At 52.7% G+C, this 24893-nt stretch carries 20 protein-coding genes and 1 pseudogene; 6 read left to right on the forward strand and 15 right to left on the reverse strand.

All coding sequences use genetic code 11. The features are described 5' to 3' along the window. Positions 1-45: 45 nt before the first annotated feature. The 3 genes and pseudogenes from ACRBCU_RS01045 (at position 46) to ACRBCU_RS01055 (ending at position 5650) form a co-directional block, all read left to right on the forward strand. The gene (locus tag ACRBCU_RS01045; protein ID WP_431363497.1) at positions 46-1212 is read left to right on the forward strand and encodes an ABC transporter substrate-binding protein; all 1167 of its coding nucleotides are present in this window, start codon (positions 46-48) and stop codon (positions 1210-1212) included. Positions 1213-1432: 220 nt separating this feature from the next. Beyond that, complete coding sequence (locus tag ACRBCU_RS01050) at positions 1433-2188, forward strand: hypothetical protein (protein WP_431363498.1); 756 nt, start codon at positions 1433-1435, stop codon at positions 2186-2188. A 255-nt stretch (positions 2189-2443) separates the two neighbouring features. Then, positions 2444-5650 (forward strand): annotated as a pseudogene (locus tag ACRBCU_RS01055) (reductive dehalogenase). A 59-nt stretch (positions 5651-5709) separates the two neighbouring features. On the opposite strand, the gene ACRBCU_RS01060 reads toward ACRBCU_RS01055, so the two are convergent. After that, on the reverse strand, positions 5710-6621 hold the full coding sequence (locus ACRBCU_RS01060) for a LysR family transcriptional regulator (protein ID WP_431363499.1): 912 nt from the start codon (positions 6619-6621) through the stop codon (positions 5710-5712). Between the two features lie 143 nt (positions 6622-6764). Between ACRBCU_RS01060 and ACRBCU_RS01065 the strand changes: the two genes are divergently transcribed. Next, positions 6765-7553 (forward strand): SDR family NAD(P)-dependent oxidoreductase, encoded by a 789-nt coding sequence (locus ACRBCU_RS01065; RefSeq protein WP_431363500.1) that lies wholly within the window; start codon positions 6765-6767, stop codon positions 7551-7553. A 112-nt stretch (positions 7554-7665) separates the two neighbouring features. Here the strand turns inward: ACRBCU_RS01065 and ACRBCU_RS01070 are convergent, their stop codons facing one another. The 8 genes from ACRBCU_RS01070 to ACRBCU_RS01105 all read right to left on the reverse strand — a co-directional run bounded on the left by ACRBCU_RS01070 (position 7666) and on the right by ACRBCU_RS01105 (position 13933). Beyond that, positions 7666-8583 carry a sugar kinase gene (locus ACRBCU_RS01070; RefSeq protein ID WP_431363501.1) on the reverse strand — a complete coding sequence of 306 codons (918 nt, stop codon included), beginning with the start codon at positions 8581-8583 and terminating at the stop codon, positions 7666-7668. Between the two features lie 5 nt (positions 8584-8588). Beyond that, on the reverse strand, positions 8589-8900 hold the full coding sequence (locus ACRBCU_RS01075; protein WP_431363502.1) for a cupin domain-containing protein: 312 nt from the start codon (positions 8898-8900) through the stop codon (positions 8589-8591). A 17-nt stretch (positions 8901-8917) separates the two neighbouring features. After that, on the reverse strand, positions 8918-9661 hold the full coding sequence (locus tag ACRBCU_RS01080; protein WP_431363503.1) for an SDR family NAD(P)-dependent oxidoreductase: 744 nt from the start codon (positions 9659-9661) through the stop codon (positions 8918-8920). Positions 9662-9719: 58 nt separating this feature from the next. Then, positions 9720-10601: an NAD(P)-dependent oxidoreductase gene (locus ACRBCU_RS01085; RefSeq protein WP_431363504.1), complete on the reverse strand. Its 882-nt coding sequence runs from the start codon at positions 10599-10601 to the stop codon at positions 9720-9722. A 9-nt stretch (positions 10602-10610) separates the two neighbouring features. Next, entirely contained in the window at positions 10611-11045 is a 435-nt protein-coding gene (locus ACRBCU_RS01090; protein WP_431363505.1) for a GlcG/HbpS family heme-binding protein, read from the reverse strand. Between the two features lie 15 nt (positions 11046-11060). Further along, positions 11061-12347, reverse strand: a complete 1287-nt coding sequence (locus ACRBCU_RS01095; RefSeq protein ID WP_431363506.1) for a TRAP transporter large permease — start codon at positions 12345-12347, stop codon at positions 11061-11063. A 3-nt stretch (positions 12348-12350) separates the two neighbouring features. Continuing rightward, a complete protein-coding gene (locus ACRBCU_RS01100; protein ID WP_431363507.1) occupies positions 12351-12884 on the reverse strand; it encodes a TRAP transporter small permease in 534 nt (177 codons plus the stop codon). Positions 12885-12958: 74 nt separating this feature from the next. Then, positions 12959-13933, reverse strand: coding sequence for a TRAP transporter substrate-binding protein (locus tag ACRBCU_RS01105; protein WP_431363508.1), 975 nt, complete (start codon positions 13931-13933; stop codon positions 12959-12961). A 314-nt stretch (positions 13934-14247) separates the two neighbouring features. Here ACRBCU_RS01105 and ACRBCU_RS01110 point away from each other — a divergent pair, with 314 nt between their 5' ends. Continuing rightward, entirely contained in the window at positions 14248-14925 is a 678-nt protein-coding gene (locus ACRBCU_RS01110) for a GntR family transcriptional regulator (RefSeq protein WP_431363509.1), read from the forward strand. A gap of 69 nt (positions 14926-14994) precedes the next feature. Here the strand turns inward: ACRBCU_RS01110 and ACRBCU_RS01115 are convergent, their stop codons facing one another. The 6 genes from ACRBCU_RS01115 to ACRBCU_RS01140 form a co-directional block, all read right to left on the reverse strand. Next, on the reverse strand, positions 14995-16524 hold the full coding sequence (locus ACRBCU_RS01115) for a peroxidase family protein (protein WP_431363510.1): 1530 nt from the start codon (positions 16522-16524) through the stop codon (positions 14995-14997). Positions 16525-17364: 840 nt separating this feature from the next. Next, entirely contained in the window at positions 17365-18708 is a 1344-nt protein-coding gene (locus ACRBCU_RS01120) for a hypothetical protein (RefSeq protein ID WP_431363511.1), read from the reverse strand. Between the two features lie 102 nt (positions 18709-18810). Next, positions 18811-19977, reverse strand: a complete 1167-nt coding sequence (locus ACRBCU_RS01125; RefSeq protein ID WP_431363512.1) for a helix-turn-helix transcriptional regulator — start codon at positions 19975-19977, stop codon at positions 18811-18813. Positions 19978-20238: 261 nt separating this feature from the next. Further along, on the reverse strand, positions 20239-21513 hold the full coding sequence (locus ACRBCU_RS01130; protein WP_431363513.1) for a flavin-dependent oxidoreductase: 1275 nt from the start codon (positions 21511-21513) through the stop codon (positions 20239-20241). A gap of 163 nt (positions 21514-21676) precedes the next feature. Further along, positions 21677-23023 (reverse strand): aspartate aminotransferase family protein, encoded by a 1347-nt coding sequence (locus tag ACRBCU_RS01135; RefSeq protein ID WP_431363514.1) that lies wholly within the window; start codon positions 23021-23023, stop codon positions 21677-21679. Next, a complete protein-coding gene (locus ACRBCU_RS01140) occupies positions 23020-23829 on the reverse strand; it encodes an IclR family transcriptional regulator (RefSeq protein ID WP_431363515.1) in 810 nt (269 codons plus the stop codon). The genes ACRBCU_RS01135 and ACRBCU_RS01140 overlap by 4 nt, the downstream gene beginning before the upstream one ends. Before the next feature lie 114 nt (positions 23830-23943). On the opposite strand from ACRBCU_RS01140, the gene ACRBCU_RS01145 reads away from it, so the two are divergent. After that, positions 23944-24888, forward strand: coding sequence for a tripartite tricarboxylate transporter substrate-binding protein (locus ACRBCU_RS01145; protein WP_431363516.1), 945 nt, complete (start codon positions 23944-23946; stop codon positions 24886-24888). The last annotated feature ends 5 nt before the right edge of the window (positions 24889-24893 follow it).

Genomic DNA, 24893 nt, shown 5'->3' on the forward strand with positions numbered 1-24893 from the left:
GTCAGGCTCAGCTTTTCACATGAGAATACAATAGGGAGAAGACGAATGAAAAAGCTAACGACCAAATTGGCGACGGCAACCTTTGCCGCCGCGATGGCCGCTGCACCAGCGATTGCTGAGCAGGGCGTCACAGACACAGAGATTTTGATCGGGTCTAATAACGATCTTTCTGGTCCCTTCGCTGCATTTGGCGCACCCGCCGTAAAAGCCGCGCAACTTGTTTTTGATGAGGTCAACGACGCGGGCGGAATTCACGGACGCAAAATCCGCTTTATCGTGGAAGATCACGCTTACCAAATGCCAAAAGCTATTCAGGGCATGAACAAGTTGGTGAATGGTGACAAGGTTTTTGCGATGTTGCTTTCATTGGGTACACCGATGAACATCGCAGCTTTCAAACTGCAGGATGCCAAGAACGTTCCTAACGTTTCTCCGCTCACGGCTGCTCGTCAGATGGCCGAGCCATTCTCGCCTCTGCACTATTCAGGTACTGCGACCTACTATGATCAAATTCGTATTGGCGTGACGTATTTGGCAGAGCAAAAAGGCGCCAGCAATGTCTGCGCAATGTATTTGCCAACTGACTTTGGCAAGGACATTAAAGAAGGTGCTGAATCTATTTCGGCTGAGACAGAAGGCTTGAACTTCGTTGCTGAAACAACGCACAAGCCAGATGATGCGGACTTCGTCGGCGCTTTGCAGAAGTTGAACGCAGAAGGCTGTGAAATCGTTGCGCTTGCTTTGGGCGTACGTCAGGCGATCACTGTTTCTGGAACCGCAAAGAAGCTCGGTTTGACGAACATGGCTTTCCTAAATTCCTCAGCGGGTTTCCACACTGTCATGGCGAAAGTACCGGGCGGTGTAACTGAAGGTATGTATGCCGCATCGGGTTGGGCTGACCTGCTGTCCCGTATGGACCAGCCAGAAGCACAGAAGTTCTTTAAGCGTTTCACTGAAGCGACTGGTGAAGCTCTGCCAGGCTCAGGCGCTTTGCTTGGTCACTCTGCTGCCGAAACACTGGTGCGTGGCTTGGAAGCCGCTGGCGCTGATCTGAATGCAAAAACATTCCAGATGGGTATGGAGAGCCTGAACTACGAAGACGTCGTTTCTGGTAACACTGTAGACTACTCTGCGACTGACCATCAGGGTGCGGATGAAGTGGTTATCTCTGTCATTAAAGATGGCAACTGGATGGAACTCGCTCGTCAGTAAAGCTGCGGCTGAAACCATCGCTCTACTAAAAGAGGGCCGGCCACATTGTTGGCCGGCCCTTTTCTATTGAAATGCTTGGGGGGCAAGTCGCGGGCGCTCGAAAACCTGCGATGCTTGAATGCGGTGGGCTCACTTCTTAAGTACGCGTCTCGCCGCCAATCATCGCATTGGCAAACACACTATCAATGAGCAAAGGGCAAACACCCCACGAAAGCATATCATGAAACACGTTGATCTTCCCAAGTTCCCAACCCGCCATGGCTATATGAGCGAGAGAACCCAGCAGAACTATATCGCTGTATCAAGTGAGAATGGCTTGATGCCGAAAGACGCGCATCGAATTGCTGAACTTGTATCCCTGACGGCGTCTAGCGACACGACAAAGCCTATTCAGTTTTGGCAGCTCTATTCCGTGCTAGGGCAAGATCCAATTGTTGGCATCGTTGAGCGCTTCTACACGCGTGTTTTTGAACAAGAGGATTGGTTCAAATCTGTGTTCGAACGGGTAGGCGGCATCAATCATCATATCAACACACAGGCGAGCATGTGGATCGATGTGATGGGAGGCGGGCCTTACTATCATGGCGCGGAATACCGTTTGAGCTTTCATCATCATCACAATGCCTTGCAATTGATGAACGAAAAGGGCGCAGAGCTCTGGTCCAAGCTGATGCTCGAAACGCTCGAGGCGTCTGGTGATTTGATGACGGATGATCCGCGTGTACGCATTAGCATCAACACGTTCCTTGCGTATTTCATGGGCAAATATGCGGATGAGTTTGCGTTTGAAAACCGAAGCTACTTTGGCGAGACAAACGGTCCTTTCAAGCGCAAGATCAACCTCATGCGATTGAGTGCCGCGCAAATCGAAGCTTTGAGCGAAGATGAACTTGGCGAAGCTCTTTCCGATCGGGGCGTTGATCTGAGCCAATACGCTAACAAAGCGGCGAAAGTGAACAAAGCGCTCATGTTGTAACGCAGCGCGCGCACTTGGTCCCGCTCTGGACGCATAAGTCTGGAGCGGGAATTGCGATTTGGTTGATACGATTGCTCTGTCCGAAATACGTGCAGCGACTGCGACGTTCGAAATTGGAGCGCGCTTGGCGCTTTGTTCGCGACAGCCAACAGGGTGGGAGCAGGATTTAACCAAGCGTCAGTATCACCTTTGGCTGGACGAACCTTCGCCGTTGCGAGAAGCTAAAAAGACATCAGCGCAAAGAGATATGAAGACATGGGAATTCGCTTCTTTTCAACCAAAGACAGACCCTTTCATCTGGGGCCTTATCCGCTTGAAAGGTTGAAGCGAGAGGCAACTGCTGCAAACCTCGCGGAAATTCCCGCCGCGCCAGCACTTGATTTTCGTCGGCTCGACACGCCGCATTCGCTAGTAAATGCGATGGGTGAATATCAGGCGATGATGGACGTGCTTAGAGACGGTATCGTTAATCCAGAGCACTCAACTGCCCCTACCGATCCGCAAGAGCGGAGCAACCACATGAAGGCGTTTGGCTACTTTCAGGACGCGTCGATGATGGGCGTTTGTAAACTCCCGAAAGAAGCATTCCTGAAAGAGCCAACCCGCAACCCTGACATTGATCGGCTCGCGTACGATATTCGAAGCAAGCAAACCAAAACCTTAGCCTCGGGCATCGACGAAATCATGGCCGGACTGCGCGAGTCTACCGAGGCACCGCTTGGCTCGATAGGCGGGCATACCGATGCTCTTGTTGTTTTGGTCGAGCACAACAGAGCGCCCGACGAAGGCGAAACAGGTTGTGAGTGGATCGAAGACGTGCAGGATCATCGTGGGGCGCTGCGCGCGAGTGAGGGCGCGGTCATTCTCGCAAGCTATTTGCATTTGTTGGGCTTTAGTGCGCGCGCCCATACGGCGAGTTCATCGGACGTTGACTTGAATAGGCTGGCCGTTACTTCCGGTTTGGCAGTTTTGGACAACGGCGCCATCGTTGCGCCGTTTCTAGGGCGGGCGTTTAGCCTAGCGGTTGTTACAACCGATATGGAAATGGCACCTGATCAACCGCTTGCGCCCTTGGCGCAACAATCCTTTGGGCCTGCGTGGTGGTTTGGCAAAGGCACGTCGAAAAGTGCGCTAAACAGAGACCCTTACGCCAAGCGAAGATATGTCAACGGTGCCCATCCTTTTGAAAAGCTCAAACGGGTTGATGATCCGACGACGTTTATCGACGAAGCGCGCGTCGCCCGCGTGCCAAAGCGCACGGATATGTTTGCACGTGCGCAGTTTGGCGATCTTGGCAAGAAGCAACAACAAGCCGCTTCGGGTGGTTGGTACGCAAGAAAAAGCGCGCATGCTTTTTCTCAGCGTGAAATGTTGGGCGCGTTTGTGTTGTTGCAAGACGGGGAGCCGGCAACACCAGATACCAAACCAAGCGACGCGCAACGCAACGCCGACAATGTAAAAGCGGCAAGTTACTTCCTTGGTATTGATGCTGTCGGAATTTCGCGCTGTCCTGATTGGACTTGGTATAGCCATGATGCCACGGGTGCCGAGCTTACGCCGCCTCATGATCAGGCTATTTCGATGATCGTGGATCAAGGCTTTGAAACCATGGAAGGCGCGAGCGGAGACGATTGGATCGCGGTGGCACAATCCATGCGCGCTTATCTTCGGTTTTCTCTGTAGGGCGGGGTGATCGCTAAACAGATCAGGAATTTGGGCTACAGTGCCAAGGCGCATTCGGTGATGGATGGCGAAGTGTTGCAGCCGCCGCTATTGTTGCTGTCTGGCTTGGGGGAGGTCAGCCGCATTGGCGAGGTGATCTTGAACCCTCTGCTCGGGCCACGTCTCAAATCGGGGGTTGTTACGACTGATATGCCGCTGGCGCATGACAAGCCAATTGATTTTGGTTTGCAAAAATTTTGCGAGTCTTGCAATAAATGCGCGCGCGAATGCCCCTCCGGTGCAATCACCGCCGGACCCAAGCGGATGTTCAACGGCTACGAAATCTGGAAGTCTGACAGTCAAAAATGTACCACCTATAGGATCACGACCGAGGGTGGGGCGATGTGCGGGCGATGCATGAAAACCTGTCCATGGAACCTAGAAGGGCTGTTTGCAGAAAAGCCCTTTCGCTGGGCCGCGATGAATATTCCCGCAGCCGCGCCACTACTCGCATCGCTTGATGATAAGCTGGGGAATGGTGGCCTGAACGATGCCAAGAAATGGTGGTGGGATCTCGAACTGAAAGAGGATGGTGGCTACAAAGAGCCGGCAGAGCCAATCAACCGCCGCGAATTGCAGCCCGATCTTGACCTCAAATACGAAGATCAAACGCTCGCGGTTTATCCGGCGAATCTTGCACCTTGGCCTTGGCCCTATCCCTTTGCGATGGATCGTGAGGCGGGCATAAAAGCCTATGAAGCGATGATATCAGCCGATGATTACAAAGCGCGGTTGGCATCAGGTGATACGGATGGCTTGGTGCATGCGCCCGCGGTCTTTGATGATGCGCCTGTGATTATGGCCCGCCTCACCAAAGCGGTTGAGATGACACCAGACGTGACCAAGTATGAATTCGAAGCATGGGACGGCAGCCCGTTGCCCGACTGGAGCGCGGGCGCGCATTTGGACGTGGTTGTTACGCCGCACTACCTGCGGCAGTACTCGATGTCGGGCGATCCGAAGGACACGTGCAAATACCAGATAGGCGTTCTGCGTGAAGACGAAGGGCGCGGTGGCTCCAAGATGCTTCACAGGATTTTTGACGAAGGCCGCCGTGTCTTTATTTCCAAACCCATCAATCACTTTGAACTCGATGAAACGGCAACGCGCAGCTTTCTGATGGGGGGCGGCATTGGCATCACTCCGATGATCGCTTTCGCCCATCGCCTTCATGCATTGGGTGCACCGTTTGAGCTGCACTATTCCGCCAGCAAAATGGACGGCGCTGGCTATATCGACGATCTCAAGTCGATGCCTTGGGCCGAGCATGTGCAGTTCCATTTTTCAGACCAAGGATCGCGGGCAGATTTGGATAGGGTGCTCGAAGGCTATCAGGACGGTTGGCATGTTTATACATGCGGGCCCGATCGCTTTATGGATGGTGTTATGCAAGCCGCCGAACGCCAAGGGTTTCCCGAAGAAAACCGCCATTTGGAATACTTCTCTGTTCCCGAACAACCCGACTACGTAAATCACGATTTCATGGTCAAGCTGGCGAAATCCAATCGCGAGTTGCGCGTCCCCGCCGACAAAGACCTTTCCGATGTTCTTATCGAAAACGGCATTCATATTGATGTAAAATGCTCGGATGGGATTTGCGGCGTGTGTAAGTGCGGCTTGATCGCAGGAGAGGTTGAGCACCGCGACTTTGTATTGTCGAACAAACAGCGCGAAGGCGAAATCATAACCTGTCAATCCCGCGCTGCTGTCGAAGGGGGAGTAATCACCCTCGATTTGTGACGAAGGGTGGCGTGCTGAGTTGAAACGCCTTCAAAGGGCAATGGCGTTCCATGCGGTCTTCAGAGCGACCAGCGTATTCTTTGATCTTTGCCGATATGTTCGATCAGAAAATCCATAAATGCGCGCACCTTGACGGAGACAACGTTGCTTTTGGGATAGATAAGCCAGAGCGCAGGCTTATTAGCGACGGAAAATTCGGGCAACACGTGAACAAGCGTTCCATTCGCGATCTCATGCCCAACGGCCCAAAGCGAATTGATGGAAATACCCGCGCCAGCGCGCGTGATGTGCATTTGAGTCAAACCGTCGTTCAAAATGATGTAATGCGCGGCGTGTTTTGGATCAAATTGAGCCCGCTTGCCATCTGTAGAAACAAGAGGTCTTGGCTCAAGGTGTTGAAACGCAATGAGCCGATGTTCTGATAATTCGCACGCATTTTTCGGAGTTCCATAACGCGCTAAATAGTCGGGCGAAGCACACAGGATGCGCGTATCGTCCGCCAGTTTGCGCGCCGTAAGGCTGCTGTCTTCAAGGACCGCATTACGCAGCGCGAGATCATAGCTGCCTTCAATAAGATCAAACCGAGTGTCGGACAGATGCAAGTCCAAAGTGAGGTCCGGGTATTTGTCCATAAACAGAGGTAACAAGGGCGCTAAATAGAGCTGGGCGAACGTGCTTGGCGCAGCAAAGCGAAGGGTTCCGCTGATATTCGTCTTGCCCTTTCCAAGCGCTGCAAGTGCAGCCTCTTCCTGAGCGATCATTTCCTTGGCGTAGGGCAGAAAGTCGTGCCCTTCCGATGACAAAGAAACTTTGCGCGTGGAGCGGTGTAAAAGATCAGCGCCGACAAAGCGCTCAAGCTTCGCGATGCGCGTACTTGCGACAGCGGGTGCCATGCCAAGAGCGCGGCCAGCAGCGCTTATGTTAAGCGTTTCGCTGGCGAGCACAAAAAGTCGAAGGCTTTGCGTGTCCATATTATTTACTTTTTCGGAATACTGAAGTCCAGATTGTTCTATTTTTATTCAGTTTGGGGGGCGATATGTCAAAGCCAAGTTGAAACGTAGAGACGACAACGAGTCTTGTTCAAGCGCGTCTTCAATGAGCGAAAGGAAACAACATGAGTAAGACTATCCTTATCACCGGTTCCACTGATGGCATCGGTTTGTTGACCGCCGAAAATCTGGCAGCGGAAGGTCACACAATTTTGCTTCACGGCCGCAGCGCTGCTAAACTTGAAGCCGCGGCAGACAAAGTTGGTGGAAACTGTGAGACTTATGTCGGCGATCTAACAAGCATGTCTGATGTTCACGCGCTTGCAGCGGACATATCCAATGCGCATTCTCAGCTTGATTGCCTGATCAATAACGCGGGTGTTTTGAAGGCGGGTCAACCCGTGACGCGCGAGGGCTTTGATCTGCGGTTCATGGTGAATACCTTTGCGCCATATGTTTTGACCTGCGATCTCCTGCCGATCCTTGCGAAAGACGGTCGTGTCGTAAACCTGTCTTCGGCAGCGCAAGCTCCTGTCGATATGGATGTATTGCACGGTCGCAAGCGCGTGGACGATATGTCGGCCTATGCGCAGAGCAAGCTGGCGATCACGATCTGGACGCGTGAGATGGCTAAGGAGCTTACCGATGGCCCTGTAGTGGTCGCAGTGAATCCTGCATCTTTGTTGGCTTCGAAAATGGTTAAGGAAGGCTTTGGTGTTGCAGGAAGCGATTTGCAAATCGGCGCGGATATTCTGCGCGAAGCGGCGTTGGACGCGTCCTTTGCTCATGCGTCGGGTCGGTATTTCGACAACGACGCCCGTATGTTTACCGATCCCCATGCCGCAGCGCTTGATCCTGCGCACAGCGCGTCTGTAATGCAGGGCATTCGGGAGGCCGTCGCAAAGCTTGGCTGACGAGTTTTGTTCTGAGTTAAGCGATGGCGCTGGGGGAGGGAACCTCTGCGCCGTTGCGCGCGGCCAATTCAAGGTTTGCACGTGTCGAAAAAGTGCAAGCCTTGCCAACCAATTAGCAACTGGCGGACAGTTTTTCCAAATCAATCGCCACCAGCGCACCTTTGTGTTGAACCACATAGCTGGCCAAACGGCATCCGTATGAAATGCCAGCGGTCATGTCGCCGTGTTGCAAAATGCCCGCCAATGCGCCGGCGTTAAAGCTATCACCAGCGGCGGTGGTGTCGAGCACATCAGTTGCAGGGTTGACGCCAACTTCACCGCGCTCGCTGCCATCCTGAAACAGCACAGGCTTGTCGCTGTTTTTTACGATGATACGGTTAACGCCAAGCTTTGCGTAGCGGTCAAGCGTCGCCGGAGAGCTTTCATCGCCAAACCATTCGGCTTCGTCGTCAAAGGATGGAAGAACGATATCAGATTGTGCGGCAGCCTGCATGACCGTCTGCTTCATCTCGTCGATGCTCGCCCATAGACGTGGTCTAAGGTTCGTATCAAAAGCGACAAGCTTGCCAGCCGTGCGCGCGCGCGACAGCGCACCCAGCAGGTTTTCACGGGATTGCGCGTCGAGAATGGCGAGTGTGATGCCTGAGAAATAGATTAGATCGGCGTTTGCCATAGCGCGATCTAGGGCTTGCGGTTCAATGGCCAATTGTTTTGCTGCGGACTGACCGCGCCAATAGGAAAAACTGCGCTCGCCATTGATCAGGTGAATCAAATAGAGCCCGACCGTCGAGCCTGCGATTAGCCGCACGTGGGTGTCGCCAATACCACTGTCGCGGATGAATGTTCGCATTTCCCGAGAGATCGTATCATCGCCCACAGCGGTCAAATAATCGATCTCAATTTCGGGGGCGATCTGTCTCAGATACCAGGCGGTATTAAATGTATCGCCTGCATAACCGACTTTGAACTCCGCTGGGTTATCCAGCGGCGCTAATTCCGCCATGCATTCGCCGATTGCTAGAACACGCATGATCGTTACAGAAAGTCGTCGCGGCGCGGCGTGAAACTATCCACCAAAGTGCCGGGTTCCAAGCAAACACATCCGTGCGTCTCACCCGACGGGATGACAAAGCTGTCGCCGGGGCCAAACTCTTGTTCTGCCTCTCCTATTGTAAAGCGGAAACGCCCGCTCTCGACATAGGTAGATTGCACATGCGGGTGATCATGCAGCGCACCGATCGCGCCTTCGGCGCTGAACCGAAAGGCAACGACCATTAGCTCTGGGTGATCCGAGAGCACCTGACGTGAGACATTCTCGCCCGTAGGGACGATGGGAAAACTTGACACAAATTTGCTCCGCTTCGTTATGAGAACAGCATGCCGCCATTGAGGTCGATATTGCTGCCCGTGATAAAGGCGCTGTCATCGCATGCTAAGAATAGCACAAGGTTCGCAACGTCCTCAACTACGCCCTGACGCTTCATTGGCGCGGCGGCTTCAAAACCGCGACGGCCCGCGTCTGGTGTGTGGATATTGTGAAAATCGGTGTCGATCATTCCGGGGCACAAGCCATTTACGCGAATGTTCGGGCCAAGTTCTTTGGCGAGGCCACGTGTCAGTGTCATGATCGCGCCTTTGGACGTTGCATAGGGTACAGAGCCCGGACCACCACCATCGCGAGCGGCTTGGCTTGCGAGGTTCACAATTGCGCCGCTCTTCATGTGCGCAAGGCAGGCGTTTGTCATCATGAAGTTGCTGGTGAGGTTTAGATCCATCACATACTTCCAATGCTCAAGCGTGGAGTCCGCGACCGTTTTACGCGCAACCAAGCCGCCTGCATTGTTGACCAAAATATCGATGCCGCCAAAGTTCTCAACAGTCGCGTTGACAAGCGCGTTTACGGCCTCTTGTTGGGTAAGATCCCCCTGCAAAGCAAAGGCATCCCCACCGTTTGCTTTGATCTTGGAGACAACCTCATCAGCACCTGCGCTGCTCGCAAAATAGTTGATTGCAACGCGCGCGCCTTCTGAGGCCAGCTTGAGTGCCGTCGCCGCGCCAATATCGCGACCAGCCCCTGTTACAATTGCAGATTTCCCAGCGAGTTTCATGTCGGTTCCTTAGAGGTTTAAAGCTTGTGTGAGTGGTGGTGTTAGTAAAAGCGCGCGTCTATTTCGCGCTCTGTGTTAAAAACATATCGAAGATTTCGGGCACATTGCCATTCCCCAACCCTGCGTCCAATGCCGCCTGTAGATTGGCGGAGGTGCCCTCAGCAATTTGAGAGCTGGTCCCAAGATCTTCCGCCATTTGAAGGAAGTATTTAACGTCTTTGGTGGCGTTGCTGATAGAAAAGCCTAGATCGCTCACCCCGTCCACGGCGTAGTTCTTGCAGAACTGCATGAAGGGCGAATTCGACGGTCCTGCTGACATGATGTCAAAGAGTTGCTGGCCATCAATGCCAGCTTTCTTTGCAACGGCGAAGGCTTGGCTCATCGTGCAGGCTGTTGTCATACCCATGAAATTGTTGATCAGCTTTGTCGTATGCCCCGCGCCAAGCGCCCCTAGGTGAAAGACGTTTTCGCCCTGAACGTCGAGGACTGGCTTAACCTTTTCATAGGTCTCCATGTCACCAGCGGCCATAATATTGAGAAGCCCATCTTTTGCATGGGCTGGCGTGCGGCCCAAAGGTGCGTCGATCATGCCCGCACCTTTTGCAGCAAGATCAGCGCCAATTTTTTGGGTGGAGGCGGGAATTGAAGTGCCGTAGTCGATGACAACTGCGCCCTCTTTTATGCCAGCCAAGATACCGTCGTCGCCGTAGATCAGGCTTTCAACCACCTCAGACGTGGTCACGCAAAGCATGACAATGTCGCTTGCTGCGGCCAACTCTTTTGGTGTGCTGACTTCAACTGCTCCGCGCGCAGTTGTTTTGGCAACCGCTGCTTTATTGCGGCCCATAACAACAAGATCAAAACCGTTGTCTTGCAGACACTCTGCCATGTTGCCGCCCATGAGGCCAAGGCCGATGAAGCCGATTGTGGGGTTCGTCATGTGCGACTCCTATAAGTTCTTCTGAGTGATGTTTGAAAAAGCGTCGAGCCCAGCTTGGGCAACGTCGTGATCTTGTGTGGGCGATCCTGAACTGACGCCAATCGCGCCAACCACATCTGTGCCTGCGTGAACCGGAAGGCCACCAGCAACGGCAACCATGCGACCGCCCAAGGTCGAGGCGATGCCATGTGCAGGCATACCCGGCTGATTGACCTCGCCGAGCGCTTGCGTGCTCTTTTGGATGCCGTTTGCTGTGAAAGCCTTGTCGATGGCGAGGTTGATGCTGGTGATTTTGCCACCATCCATCCGCTCAAAGGCGATAAGGTTCCCGCCTTCGTCCGTAATGGCGATGCACATTGGCACGCCGATTTCTTGGGCCTTGGCGCGCGCACCTGCGATCAGCGTATGGGCGTCATCTATATCAAGTCGTTTGATCGTCAGCATAGCTACACCTGCGTCCTAGTTGCCAATGAGGAGGTTTGGCAGAGTGAGAGAAATCGCTGGAACAAAGGTGATCAGCATCAGCGCCGCGAAGATCGCCAGATAGAAAGGCCAGATCGTTTTGACCGCTTTTTCCATCGGTAACTTCCCAACCACGCAGCCCGCAAAGAGGCAGGTTCCAACCGGCGGCGTACAAAGGCCGAGGCCAAGGTTCACCAGCAGGATGATGCCGAACTGAACAGGGTCAACGCCCAAAGCATTCATCACCGGTAAGAAGATTGGGGTACAGATCAAGATCAAGGCCGCCATGTCCATGATCATCCCCAGCACCAGCAGCATCAGGTTGATCATCAATAGGATCAGGAACACATTATCCGAGATGCCAAGCAGCAAATCGACGGTCTTGGATGGCACGCGATAGAAGGTCAGCATGTATGCAAAAGCGCCCGCGCACGCGATCAGGACCAACACCATAGATGTTGTGCGCACTGACGACACGACGGTCGTTTTGAAGTTTTCCCAAGTGAGCGTCCGATAGACGAGAAGCGTGATGACAAAGGCGTAAATTGCACCGATCGCGCCGGACTCTGTTGCGGTGAATACACCGCTGAGCACTCCGCCGACGATGATCACAGCGGTGAGTAGTCCGGGAATGGCACCTGCAAAGGCGTATCCCAATGCGGCAAGGCCGGGGAATTTCTCTGCTTGGTAGCCGCGTTTGATCGCAACCAAATAGGCCGCAAGCGCCAAACACACACACATCAAAATGCCGGGTACAACACCTGCGAGGAACAGTTTGGAAATCGACACACCGCCGCCAGCCGCCAGTGCAAAGATGATCATGTTATGGCTGGGCGGGATGATGATGCCCGCGATAGAGGAGGTGACCGTGACGTTCACCGCATAGTCCGCGTCATAGCCCTTTTCTTTCATGGCCGGGATCAGGATCGACCCGAGCGCAGAAATATCCGCAATTGCCGAGCCGGAAATGCCGCCAAACAACATGGATGAGAAGACGTTCACGATACCTAAGCCACCGCGCACAGCGCCAACAGCTGCTTGCGCAAATCGCACAAGTCTTGCGGCGATGCCGCCGTGGAACATCAAATCACCCGCAAAGATGAAAAACGGAATGGCCAGATAGGCCTGAAGGCTAATGCCTGCAACAATCCGTTGGAAGCCAATCATCATTGGCAGACCTTCAAACCAGAATGCCGCTACCGCAGATATACCAAGCGCGAAGGCAACAGGTGCGCCGATCATCACGCAGAAGGCGAATACGCCCAAGAGTAGGAAAAGTCCCATTTATCAGCCTTCGTCGATGTTGTCTTGGCGTTCATCCCAGCCTGTAAGCAGGCGGATCAAATGGCCGATTGAGAAGAGGAACAGGAGCGCGCCGCAGATTGTCAGCGGCAAAGATCTCAGACCTTCTGACCATTGGATCAGCGGGATCAACGTGTTCCATTTGAATTTTGTAAGTTCGATGCCGTACCAGAACATCATGCCACCAAAGCCGATCATCAGCAGATCTGTTATGACAACAAGAACGTTGCGAACGCGTCTCGGAACCATATTGCGAAACACCACAACAGACAGGTGCGAATGCTGGTGCACGCCGACCGCCGCGCCAAAGAACGTGATAACCATCACCAAGAGCAAGGACACCTGTTCCACCCATGTCGGTGTGTCGTTGAGCACGTAGCGCCCATAAACAAGCCACACGTAAAACACTGTCATAGCCACCAAAGAAACCGCCGCGAGGAGGATGCAGATGCGCACTATGACCTCAGAAACGGCGTCAATTTTCTTGATGAAACTGGGTGGGGATTTTGTCTCGGGCAACGTCGTTCCTCCGGTAAAAAAAGCGCCCCACTTTTGCAAGGTAAGGGGCGCTTTCTGTTGTTCGTCGCTAAAGCTTACTCAGTCGCTTGAGCCATTTCCACCAGCGCTTTCATGTCTGGGTTTGCAGCCAGATAGTCAGCGTAGACAGAGTCCATTGCAGATTGGAACGGACCTTTGTCGGCGATCTCGTTGACTTTGATACCTGCCGCTTCAACGTCCATACGTGCTTTTTCGGAGTCTACAGCCCAAAGCTCACGCTGGAAGAGCGCTGCTTCTTGCGCCGCACCGCGCACTGCGTCTTGCAGTTCTGCACTAAGAGCGTTGAACTTCGTTGTGTTCACGCAGATGCACTCAGGAATGATCAGGTGCTCGGACAATGAATAGTGCGTTGTCACTTCGTAGTGGCCAACGTTCTTGAAGGATGGGAAGTTGTTTTCCGCACCATCAACAACACCAGTCTTAAGCGCTTGCTGAACTTCGGCGAAGGCCATCGGGGACGGGTTGCCGCCCATTGCAGAGATCATGGATGTGTAGAGATCGTTGTTCATAACGCGGATCTTCAGGCCAGAAACGTCCGCAGGCGTTTCGATTTGCTTTTGGCTGTAAAAAGAGCGTGCGCCAGCGTCGAAATATGCGAGCGGCAGAACGCCTGCTTCTGCCATTGCTGCGCCAACTGCTGCGCCTGCTTCGCCTTCCATCACACGGAACATGTGCGGAACGCTTTTGAAGATGAATGGAAGCGAAACAAGGTTTGCTTCTTTAACCATTGGACCAATTGGGCCGAGGTTGAAGTTACCCACTTCGATCGCACCGATGCGAACTTGCTCAAGCGCGTCTGGCTGAGAGCCGAGAACACCGCCGTGGAATACGTCCACTGTAACTTCGCCGCCTGTGGCCGCATCGACCAGTTCAGCGAACTTATCCATCGCAGCCGTGTTTGGGTGGCCGTCGTTGTGGATGTTCCAAGCGCGCCAGTTGTCAGCAGATGCTGAAGTGGCAATCAATGCGACAGCAGTTGCTGCAGCGAAAAGCGATTTCGTAAAAGTCATGGGTTCTCCTCCCCCGTTTTAACTGTGCAGCGCCCAGGCGTTTCTTATCAAAGGGAGGACAAAAGCATTGAAACTTCCTGCTTCCTCCCAGAGCCGGAATCACTGCTTCGTTCATAAGGAGACTAGTATCCAAGTTGTGTCAACACTTACCTGAAATTTTCTCTCAGGCTTGACAGAGCTAGTGACACGACCTTTGATAAGCCTTAAGAAGATCGCGAAAGTAGTGTCGGGGAAGTTAAAAAAATCCCTTTTGTTACAAAGCGTTAAAATCAAGTTGGCGATGTTGTAGCCAGCTGCGAGTTAGAGGGCTGACTTTGAATACCTTGGAAGGCATTAGGACCCGAACATCGACCGACGTGGTCTATGAGACGCTACACGATCAGATCGTTTCGCTCGAAATCCTTCCTGGAACGAAGCTGTCAGAAACGGAAGTTGCAAAGCGTTTTGGCATCTCTCGCCAGCCTGTCCGAAACGCATTTACCAAACTCGGAAATGAAGATCTGCTACTCATTCGTCCGCAAAAAGCGACCGTGGTTAGGGGCTTTTCGATGGAGCGCATCGAACTTGCCCGACTTGTACGGCGAGCGGTTGAACTTGAAGTGATTTATGGTGCGTCGCAAATTTGGGATGCTAGCCGTGAAGATAAGTTGGCCGAAAACTTGCACCTGCAAGAAACGGCCGTCAAAGACGGCGACTTGCCTGCCTTTCATGCGCTTGATTATGACTTTCACAAACTCATCTATGTGCTAGGTGGCAACCCGATGGCGTTTGAGGTGATGCTTGAGTGTAAGCAAAAAGTCGATCGTCTTTGCATGTTGAGCCTTGAGCAAACCAGCGAAGCGAAATCGATTTTGGCGGATCATTATGAGATTGCTGAGGGTTTGGCGTCTGGTAGTTTGGAGCAGGCGCAAAATTCGGTGCGCAAGCACCTCTCACGGCTCGATCAAACGATCGAGTACATCTACAAGTCCCACCCTGACTTCTTTGAGTAAAGCATTCGAGGCGGCGGCCCCGTTTGGTTCCTACCTCTTAACCGATCGCTGATGCGAACATTGCGCGCGCTACGCGCCCGGCTTTCTGAATGTCACGATTTGATCACCAGATAGCGGCGCTACGTTCTTAAGCATATCGGCGAGAGTTTCTGTGTTTTTGATCACTTCATAACCGACATCACTAAAGGTGCTGGGTACAAAAACATCTTTCGCCAAAAGAGGGTTCGTGATCGCATGGGTGAACGCATCATGAGCTACCATGTTGAACATCAAGTCACCCATCATCATGTTGTGACCATGGTTCTCGGCGATCATGCCGACATACCATTCGAGCGCATTGATATCATCTTTGTAGAGTTTGGAGAGCTTTCTGGACACTACTTTCTCACCAGTAACATCTTCAAAGGTTTCAGCGGGCTTCATGTTGAAGCGCTTGCGATACGCGTTGTAGCTATCCAGTTTTGCATCACGCATCAGTTTAAGCGTGTCATATTTGATCCCGCGCATCGCGGTTGGAGTGTTTCCAATCGTCATGCGCCCAGCTGGGATCTTTGAGAACTCATCGACAGCGGCTGCAATACCATTTTTAACAAGCCAATTGTTGTTGTGTCGATATTGGTTAAAATGCTCGAGCTGCGTGTCGCGCGGCGGTAAGAATGGGAATTCATCAGGGATCAGGCTGTGCCAGCGGTAGAGCAAATTGAACTCGACATGAATTCGGTTTGTTCTATGCCAGTTTTCACCGTCACCTAATCCCGCGAATATCTCGAATGGCAGGCTCAAAGGTGAAATGTGGCGCACGTAGTCGCTGATCACAACTTTCAGCAGCAAAACCATTGTTGTATTGCGAGCCGCGTGAAAGACGCGGTCATTGTCCCAATCATCATAAGCCTCGGCAATCTTACGCGCGACCCAGTTGTGGTGACGCATGAAAATGACGTTGAACAGCGTGTTGCCGATTGTCGCGTTACCATGCTCCAGGCCAACTGCAAAAATCGTGTCGTAGCTATTGTTAGGGAGGGCCGTGCTGAAAATCGCGCGTAAAATGCGTTCATCAAAGAGGTCTTTGTAGCGTTCTTTGATTTTGAGTTCTTCAGTAATCGCATCGGGTGCTTTTTCGAGAAGGCTTTCGGGATATTCTCCATCCTTGCCCTTCTCAAAGCGCAAGCAGCCTTTGTTCGCTGTTACAAAATCATCGTCCGTTTCCAGAAAGCGTAGGGCATCGCAGGCGTCGGCATTCATTCCGTAGATCTGACACAGGTCGATTTCGTGATTGGATTCGTTTTTGTTCACGCGATTAGGATCGCGCACCACGCGCCCGTCTTTCACCAAAGCGTTGCCTGTTTTCTCATCGAACTGGATGCCGTGCGCAGTTCTGAGAAAACTATCAGTAAACCATTGTGCGAAGGCGGCGAACAAAAGGTTCGAGCGAATATCTTCAACTTGAGCGCCTGTATCTTGGTCGCGTACAAACAGCTCAAGCAGATCTGCGGGGTCTGGTTTGTTTCCGTTGTTCTCAAATGCTTCGTTTGCAGGCAAATGCCGTGCGGTATAGCTCGCATCCTGAAAGCCGGTCCAAGTTGCGTAGTCTTTGAACATCGTGTGGCTATGGGGGCGGGGGGGTGTTGTTCTGCCAAACTGATTTGCGACTGTCTTGGTGATCAGCCTACGGATCCAGCGAATCTCTGTTAGGCGCTTGAAGGTGTCAGGGGACTTGGCCTGAAATGTGAAAGCAGAGGCCGCCAGACCTTTCTTCAACATTGGCATCGCAGGGGTTAGCACAGCGCCAGATAATTTGAGAAGTGATAACGCGGTTGAGCGCAACTCTAGACTTATGTTTGCAGAAGTACGTTTTAGCCAATGTGACTCGTCATACATAAACGCGGCGCCCCCTTTAAGCGCATTGGGTCAGCTAACTTTTTTGCGGCGATGGGTGGCGCCGTTTAGAGTTGATTATCTCAGTCTCGCAATGCTGGTGGAATTTCGCAAGTCACACGTCAAAATTGTAAGGTCGAGATATGGAGGTTATGAGGAAAGCTGGGCAAATCGTTAAATTACACTTCGATTACAGTGACAGGGGAGCGATCAGGTCACTCCGGCCGCGTTTGAAAAACTTTGACACGAGGGCTGAGAGCTACGTGCAATCGCTCTATTTTGCGATTTGCTTTTGAAATACACATTTTCGAAACCTCACTCACGGGGATGTGGCTAAAAGCATCTGCCTCCAAAAGCTCAAAAATGTGAGCCGTTCTCAGAGAGAACAATGTCGACAGATCGGGACCCAAAATGATGCGGATCGAGTAAAGCTTACCAAAGGGAAACAAACGTCGCATCACCCATACGGGTTAGCCGTATTAACTTTTCGTTAACGGTTTGAGTTTTTTGCGAGAATTTTGCAGAGAAACTTAGATTGAGGCGACGAATTTGAGTGCAAATTCGTCACCCAAATGGACATTTGCTTGGCCCGTTGGGCGTTTCTTGAAAGCTATGCTCTAGGCGGACATCTCTGTGGTGGTGGTGAACAAATTTGCGGGCGCGAAAAAGCTGCCCGACAGGGCGCATCACATCCAGTGTATTCCAAGCGTTAAAGCGCAGAGCATGAGGCGCAAATCCTGCTTCTGGATTCCAACGGTCTTCGCCAGAACCGTACCATTCGCCGAAGGCATCCCAGTCAGCGGGTTGCAAGGTTAAACGTCCGACGCTGACAAAGGGCGAAACCTCTTCATCCCAAACCAGATCAGTGAATTCCGCAGCCATAATGGCTTTGGGGGGGAGTTCTTCATCTGCTGGCGCTTTGATGCTGTCCCAACGCGCGATCTGAACCTGAAACTCAAATTCTGCGGGTACGCCTGCTTGACGCCATGACGCGAAAGCCTCTTTCAGATGAGTGGCGGGGTTTTCAAGCTTTGGATCGATGTCTGCAATAGGGTTCGTTTGTAGGGGTTTGATCGCAAACTTCATCAACCCGCCGCCCAATGCGTATGGCCCTGCCGAGAAATAATTTTTGCCGGCCCAGCCTTTTTGACGCTGCTCTTTGCTGTAAAGCGTATCGGTGCTGGCTTTGAAAATCTCGTTCCAACGCGTATAAACCTTGCCGTTTGCGCTATTGATCAACATCCAAAAGGCCTTCAGAGCGCCCGTCTTGAGCGAGTTGGCAAGTAAGAGCTGACGTGCATCGCGAAAGAAAAAACCTTGGCCGTCTTGATCGCCGGTTTCTGACTGCCGCACGCCTTCTGAAAGCAACAAATCCAATTCGCGCGCAGTGCCGCTTGGAGCGTAGACGTTTGGAACGTCCACAGGGAATTCTAGCTTAAGCGCGAGCCGCGCTACCGCGATTGTCGGGTGTTCGTACAAATAATTGGGGCGCCCGATTATCTTGTAGTTGCCGTTGCTTTCGAAAAGTCCAACGCGAAACTGCTCGGGCAGGTTGTCGATCTGATCAATGGTCAAGGTTCCATTCACCAAACCCGTGGAATGCCCCCAATGGGCGTCTTGGTGGTCAGGATTTCTTTTGCCTATGCCCTTTGGATGTTTGGTCACATCGCTTGCGAACAGGTGGCTCAGTTCTTCGAACAGCGCGGTCTCATCACTGTCATGAAACTCTTCTGGAACAAGAAATTCTCCAGTTTGAGGCTTGACTGTTGCACTTGAGAAGTCGCGCTCGAAGCGAGTGCCGAACAATGCACCAAAGGGCAAATAACGACCAAGGGTCAGCAATGCTGCAATGATGCGGTCGCGCTTTTTCAGATCGGCGTAGGCTTCTGCCTTGGTCGGATTGCTCATGTCGCTTGGTCCCTAACCGGATTTCATTCATCCTAGCGAGCAAACTGAACTGAGGCATCACCTAAATGAGGGATGCTGGATAAAGCGACTGTTCAAACAAAGTCAGGCGTCGGCAAAATTACAAAGCAGTCTGACCAGTTGCGTGCGATTATGTGTTCCGGTCTTGTTCAGAATGCTCTTAACCTGAGCGTTTACAGTTTCCTTGGAACGCTCGCGTTGCTCAGCGATTTCTGAATTCGTTAGTCCTTTGCAGACCAGTTCGGTGACACTGGCTTCGGCTGGTGTGAACGAAAATGAACGTTCTGCCATTTCCAGATCAATTGAGATCGGGCGCTTTGTGTCGCGACTTAGCATCACGGCATATTTCTGGTTTGAGGTGCCAAATTCGCTAAAGTGGTTCGGTGGAACCAGTTCGACACAAAGCGAAGACGCACCATCGTCTGATTGCAGCATGATCGCTTCTTTGCGCGGACGCGCGCCAAAAATTCCGTGATTTAGCGCGGTCTCCAACAACTGGTGAAAATGTTTGGCCTGCGCATCGCCATGCAGGCTTAGCTTGCCAGATCGATCAACCCAGATGTTTTGGTTTTCACTCATCTGCCGTTCAAATTCGGGGTTCTTTTCAACGACATGCCCGTTCTGATCCAGCAAGCAGACACCGATTTGAAGGCGGCTGATCACATCAAGAAAGGCGCGTCTTTCTACCGATGCTGGCCCAAAAGAGCTACCCAAATCTAATGCTTTGGCGAGATGTGGGAGCAATCCAGATAGCATCAACTTATCTTCTTCCGAGAGTTTCCCGCGGGTTTGGCCCGTTTGAATGGCAAAGCGCGCCCGGTACGGGTTGTCCATGTCGAGAAGGCACCCATAGCGGTGGCGTATCCCGAAACTCAACAAGTCCTGGACATTTGGCTGCGCGAGATAGGCCTCTTCATCGGCTTCCAAATCGGCGTCGTTGACGAGCACGATTTGATCTGGCCGCTTTGAGCGCGCAAGTGCTGACTGAACCTCAAAGCCATCCTGATCAACGCGCTCCCACGAGGCGTGCTTTTCCAGATATTGGTCGAGTGTCGCTTGCTGATAATAGCTTGAAAACAGGGGCGCAGTCAGTTTCTTCGACTGTCCGTCGATAGACTTCCATTCAAATAGGATTGATCCACGCGCGTCGACGCTTTTGGTCAGACGGTCAAGGACACGTTGCCAATTTTCCGGTTCATGAATCGTCTTGTAGATATCAAGCACAACATCTTGAAACTCATTGGTTTCCAACTAACATCTCCTACAGCCGACATCGGATCGAAGGCGCTCGAATATCATAGTTCGATTTTGAGGGCGCTCAGTTTAGATTCCTTACCGCAAAGGGACTAGTCACGCAATGAAACCAGTCGTTTAACCTGCAATTTTGCGGCACTTTCACGATAGGAGACAAGCGATTGACTGCTGCAATAGCACCCTCGCACCCTGTGGTGGGTATCGGTATGAAATTACAATTTGTGATTGCTTTTTTGGGTGGGCAAACTCAATCGTTCGCTACGTCGTCAGCTTTGCACTTGTAGGAATCGTTGGCGGCGCGGCGTTGAGTGTCTCCAGAGCAAAGCCAGCGGCTGACTTGTAGCTTTTCATGAAGGCAAGGCGTTCTTTCGCAGGAAAGACCGTCTCAATGTCGTCGAACACGCCACCACAGCGTTCGTCCAACGTGTTGAGCATGCCAAATGGGCCTGCGCCCCTGTTGCGCAGCACCAATTCTGATATTGGGCCGCAGAGTTGCGTGTCAAAAGCACGAAGGGCAGTCGCGCTTAGCCCGTGCTGCAAAAACTTGCTTGCCAATACTCGCGCATCGACGATCGCTTGGCTGGCGCCGTTTGACCCTGTTGGGTACATTGGATGCGCTGCATCACCGATTAACCCAACACATCCGTCTATCCACGTCGGGATTGGATCGCGATCAATCATCGGGTTTTCAAAGGCTGAGTCGGATTGCTTTAGCATCTCGGGTACATCCAGCCAGTCGAATTTGAAGGATTCAAACTGATGGATAAATTTTGAGACAGGCACGGGCGTGAACCAGCTGTCTTGGGTCCAGTCGCCAGAGTTTTCAACCACCACCTCGGCAATCCAGTTCGTTAGCACCAAGCCATCGGCATCTGGCGCTGAAATAGGATAGATCACCATGCGCTTTTTGTGGGTTCCAAGCCCGACGAAAGAGGATCCGCTGCGGAGCGGTTTGATACGGGACGTGCCTCGCCACAAAAGCGCGCCGCCCCAATGAATGGGCGGCTGAGAAGGGTGCATTTGAGCGCGAATTTTTGAGTGGATTCCGTCAGCGCCAATCAACAGTGCGCCACTAAATTTCCGTTCTCCATCAGCATGTTCGGCGTGAACTTCGACGGACTCACCAAGGTTCTCGTATCCAGTGACACGCGTTCCCAATTGCACGGCTTGCGCGCCCAGGCGCTCAACGACTTTTTGATAGAGCAGCATCTGAAATGCGCCGCGATGCGCCGCGTACTGGGGCCACTTGTACCCTGCATAGGTGCCGCGTGGCTCGGCGTATATTTCTTTCCCGTTAAGCCCGAGCAAGGCCCATTCTTTGGCCGGAACGCCGACACGATCCAGATCGTCGCTTGAAAGGCCTAGGTCGAATAACTCCCGAACTGCGTTAGGTTGAACGTTGATCCCGACGCCAAGCGGGCGCATCTCCTTGGCGCTTTCCAGAACTATGCAGCTTACGCCGATTTGGTGAAGCGTCAGCGCAAGCGTTAACCCGCCAATTCCTCCACCGGCAATAATAACTTGCGCGTCCATTTTTTGTTCCTGCCTTGGGTAGGGTGACGGGTCTTATCGGTCTTGAAAGCGATATTAATCGCAGCTCGGCAAAGACTAAAGCACTCACTTATGCCTCAGGCCAACACGGTGGCCTGAGGTGTCTTCTCGGTAGAGATTGATCGCGTGTTTTGCAACAGAACGCTTAGGCGGCGGTAAGACCCGCATCAATCGCGTTCAAAATGATGGTCGCGTCATCTTCGGTGAGAACAAGCGGCGGGGATAGGATCAGATTTGGACCAGAGACCCGAAGCATCGCGCCGTTTTGGTAAGCAACGTCCTGCACGGTTTGTGCCGACTTGGCATCTATTGGCTTTTTCGTTGCGCGATCTGAAACCATTTCAATCGCAGTCATCAAACCATGTCCGCCGCGTACGTCACCGATGATATCGTGTTTCTCCATCAAGGCGAGGCACCCTTCATAAAGCTGGGTTCCGCGTGCGGCAGCGTTTTCGATCACGTTCAGCCGCTTGGTTTCGGCAAGGCACGCGAGCGCGGCGGCAGCACCAACAGGATGGCCTGAATAGGTGTAGCCGTGGCCAATTTTTGCGGAAGGGTTGTCTTCGAACACGTCGACAACGCGGTGTCCGAGCATCAGCGCCCCGAATGGAAAATAGCCGTTTGTAATGGCTTTGGCCGTGCACATCATGTCAGGCTGTATGCCCCAAAGCCGTGCGCCAGACCACGCGCCAGTGCGGCCATATCCGGTGATAACTTCGTCCGTGATCAACAAAATTCCGTTGCGATTACAAATTTCTTGCACCATCGGAGCGAAAGATTTGTGCGGTGGGATAACACCGCCTGCGCCCAAGATCGGCTCCATGATCATCGCGGCGATTGTGCCTGCGCCTTGGAATGCGATTTCGTCCTCAAGGGCTTGCGCGCAAAGCTGCGCGAGGCGCTCTGGGTCGGTTTCGTTGAATGGATTGTGGTAAGTGTAGGGTGCAGGGATGTGATAGCAACCCGGCATCAGCGGTTCATATGCAGTGCGGAAGTTGGCATTGCCATTGACCGATGCGCCCCCCATGTGCGTGCCGTGATAGCCCTTTTTCAGGCTCAGGAACTTGGTTCGCCCCTGTTCGCCGCGCAGTTTGTGATACTGGCGCGCGAGGCGCAGCGCTGTTTCTACGCTATCGGATCCGCCCGATGTGAAGAACGCGCGCGACATGCCGTCTGGGGCGAAGAAATCGTTTAGCTCAAAAGAAAGTTCGATTGCCGCATCGTTGGACGTGCCTCGGAATGTGGAATAGTAAGGCAACTTCTCCAGCTGAGTTGCGATCGCATCTTTGACGGGCTGGCAAGAATATCCGAGGTTGACGTTCCAAAGCCCGCCAACGCCGTCAACGACGCTATGCCCGTCTATGTCAGTGATTGTGACACCTTCGGAGCCGGTGATAATCTTGGGTGGATTGTCGATGCTGTCTTTTGGCGACGTCATCGGGTGCCACATCATGCGGGCATTGTTCTCTTTGAGGAAGTTTGAGTCTTTCATGATGCGTTTTCCAATGCGTTCGAGTTTGAAGAGGTTTGCGCCCAAAGGGCTTCGATATTTTGGGGAACAGAGCCGCCCCAATTATGCGTGATCGCGCGGCTGGCGATGATGAGATTTTGACGAACAGTGCGTTCCAATTCGGAATCGAAGCGCGTGGCGACGCTTGCTACGGCAACAGAGCCAGCGAATTGACCCGTTTGGTCAAACAGGGGCGCGGCCATGCCCGAAACTTCATCTTCAAAGCTGCGTACTGCGCGCCCAAATCCTTGATCGCGCGTAATGGTCACAGCGTTCTCAAGTTCAGCAAGAGTGACGGCTGTTTTATCGGTGAACTCTCGTAAGTTGGACTTGGCAAACTCCCACAATTCATCCGGTCCAAATGCAAGCGCGCATAGGCCTGATGCAGTGGCATGCAAGGGGAACGTGGCTATGTCAACGATGGTGCGGGTGCTGTGCTGGGGGGATTCGCAAGCTGATAGCCCATAGACGGTGTTGCCAGACAATACAGTGACATGCGATGTCTCACCTGTTGCATCTGCAAGGGCACGCAGCGGGGCCTGCGCGCCCGTGTTGCGCGGAACTGTGGCTTCGCGTGTCTGTGCGAGTTGTAGTATCATTGGCCCAAGGCGGTAGCGTTTGCTCAAAGGGTTTTGTTCAACAAACCCAGCATCTTCAAGGGCTTGGAGGTGGCGATAGGTCGTGGCTTTGTCGCGCCCTGCTAGGCGACATAGCTGTGACAAGCCTATCTCGGGAGTGGCCGTCGAAAAATAGGCAAGTAACTCAAGTGTCTTCTTTGCAGAGGACATTTTCACCATCCAATTCACTTTAGTTCAGAAAAAAATTGACACATTGTTGTTAACAAGGCAAGCTTTTTTCAAAACACTGGTTCAAATAATGAACCGACAATCAGGGAGAATAGAATGTTCAAATTTACTAAATCACTCACAGCCATAGCGCTCGCGATGGCCGCGGCTACGGGCATGGCCCAAGCAGAATATCCAGAAAAGCCAGTGGAGTTTGTTGTTCCTTGGCCTCCAGGTGATCTCGAGGACGTGTTGACGCGCATGATCGCTGAGGATTTCTCTGCGGCGTATGGCGTCCCTTCTGCGGTTGTGAATAAACCCGGTGGCGGTGGCGGCCCATTCCCGGGCGCGATTGGAGTCGCAACAGCTCCAGCGGACGGTTACACAATTGGCTCGTTCATAATTGCTGTACCTGTTGTTGGCCCGCAAATCGGTATCCCCGAGTTGAATCCAGACCCTTTCGTGCCCCTTGGCAACTTTTTGACCTATCCATTTGTCATCGCGGCCTCCGGGGATGCGCCATATGAAGATATGGCGGGTCTCGCGGCGCATGCGGCTGACAATGATGTTGTTCTTGGTCACTTTGGTGCGCCTTTGGTGCCAACGCAGGTGACAATGGGTTTGGCAAAGGAAATGGGCTTTTCCTATGCTTCCGACGCCGCGTTTGATGCGCTGGATTGCAATACGCTCGCGTCGGGCGATGTCGACGTGATCAACACGACGTTGCAATTGATCCTGCCGTGTCTTGATGATGTGAAGGTTCTTGCCTCCATCGGAGCCGAGCGCATCAGTTTGACGCCAGACACGCCAACTGTTTCCGAGCTTGCGCCGAACTTGGATGTGGCACTTTGGAATGGCCTGTTTGTGCGTGAAGGTACACCGCAAGACGTGCAGGACAAGATCATTGCGGTCGCGGAAAAAACCATGATGTCCGAGCGCGCGCAGAAGCTTGCCGCAGAAACAGGCGCTTTGGTGTATTGGCAATCCGCAGCGGACGTTGCGACGCAAATCGAACGCGATATCAAAACAATGGCTGGTATTGAGGCTCTGCTTTCTGAATAATCTAG

Source organism: Planktotalea sp. (assembly GCF_050633725.1).
Taxonomy (GTDB): Bacteria; Pseudomonadota; Alphaproteobacteria; order Rhodobacterales; family Rhodobacteraceae; genus Planktotalea.